Origin of the sequence: Amycolatopsis sp. NPDC102389, assembly GCF_044765885.1 — a bacterium.
Classification (GTDB): Bacteria; Actinomycetota; Actinomycetes; order Mycobacteriales; family Pseudonocardiaceae; genus Amycolatopsis.
The window spans coordinates 1-1,799 of sequence record NZ_JBIWKX010000133.1; the positions used below are offsets into that span (position 1 = coordinate 1).

Consider the following 1,799-nt stretch of genomic DNA (forward strand, 5'->3'; position numbering starts at 1 on the left):
AGTCCGCCCCTCCGACCCGGCCTGAGGTGGCGGGCAGTGGTTCTTCGGTGCCGGGGGTGCTGACCCTGCCTGAGGTGGCGAAGTGGCGTCCCGCGGAGGACGGCACCGGTCCGCGGACGTTGAGGGCCTTCCTGGAATCACGGCCCCACCCGCCAGGTTTCGGCCTGAAATCGAAGGACCGGCCGCATTCGAGTCAGAAGGCCCAGGACTGGATCAATGCCTGGGTGGAAGACCTGCGCGAGAAAATGTTGCAGAAGGACGTCGTGGATTTGTCCGGTGGCTTGGTCGGACAGGCTCAGGTCAGCCGGCGGTGGCGGCGTCTTAAGGGGCCAGAGATTCCTGAGGATGTGCCGGTGGATGTGGTGGGCTGGCGTCCTGCACCGGATGGCACGGGACCCCAAACGTTCCGGGACTTCCTGAACAAGCGAGGGAACCTCCCGGCTGGTTTCACCCTGAAATCGAAGGACCAGCCGGGGTCGATCACGAGTGTGGTCGCCCGGGGCTGGATCAATGCCTGGGCGAAAAAGCTTTACGGGAAGATGCCGCGGGCGGAGGTCGCGGAACTGTCCGGTGGCTTGATCAGTAAGAATCAGGTGGGGGTGTTGTGGGGAGCTATCGCGAATAAGCCGGACGCGGGGGTGTCGGAGGGGGATGTTCCTGGGGGTGGTGGTTCTTCGGGTTCGGGGGTGCTGACCCAGCCTGAGGTGGTGGGGTGGCGTCCCGCGAAGGACGGCACCGGTCCGCGGACGTTGAGGGCTTTCCTGGAATCACGGCCCCACCCGCCAGGTTTCGGCCTGAAATCAGAGAACCGGCCGCGCTCGAGCCAGAAGGCCCAGAACTGGATCAATGCCTGGGCTGTAGGGCTTCACGGAGAAGATACGACGCAGGCAGAAGTCGTGAAACTGTCCGGCGGTTTGGTGGGTCACCCTCAGGTCAGTTTGCTGTGGCGGCGTCATAAGGGGCCAGAGGTTCCTAAGGATGTGCCGGTGGATGTGGTGGGCTGGCGTCCTGCACCGGATGGCACGGGACCCCGCACGTTCCGGGATTTCCTGAACACACGGGGAGGCCTCCCGGCAGATTTCACCCTGAAATCGAAGGACCAGCCGGGGTCGATCACGAGTGTGGTCGCCCAGGGCTGGATCAATGCCTGGGCGAAAAAGCTTTACGGGAAGATGACGCAGGCGGACGTCGCGGAACTGTCCGGTGGCTTGATCAATATTAACCTGGTGGGGGCTTTGTGGGAGGGCTTTGCCAGGGAGTCGGATGCGGGGGTGCCGGAGGGGGATGTTTCCGGGGCTGGTCCGGTGCTGGGAGAGGGTGGTGGTTCTTTGGTGCCGGGGGTGCTGACCCGGCCTGAGGTGGTGGGGTGGCGTCCCGCGGAGGACGGCACCGGTCCGCGGACGTTGAGGGCTTTCCTGGAATCACGGCCCCACCCGGACGGTTTCGACCTGAAATCAGGGGACCGGCCGTGCGCGAGTCAGATGGCCCAGGAGTGGGTCGATGCCTGGGTGGCAGGGCTTCACGGAGAAGATACGACGCAGGCAGAAGTCGTGAAACTGTCCGGTGGTTTGGTGAGTCACCCTCAGGTCAGTTTGCTGTGGCGGCGTCATAAGTGGCCAGAGATTCCTGAGGATGTGCCGGTGGATGTGGTGGGCTGGCGTCCTGCACCGGATGGCACAGGCCCCCGCACGTTCCGGGATTTCCTGAACACGCGAGGAGATCTCCCGGCAGGTTTCACCCTGAAGCCGAAGGGCCGGGCGGGGGTGAGGACGAGTGCGGTCGCCCAGGGCTGGATCAAT

At 64.5% G+C, this 1,799-nt stretch carries 1 protein-coding gene; it reads left to right on the forward strand.

The window, feature by feature from the left end; genetic code table 11:
* Positions 1-56: 56 nt before the first annotated feature.
* Positions 57-1,799: hypothetical protein (locus ACIRGA_RS40830; protein WP_400952956.1), on the forward strand; the 1,743-nt coding region annotated here is incomplete at its 3' end.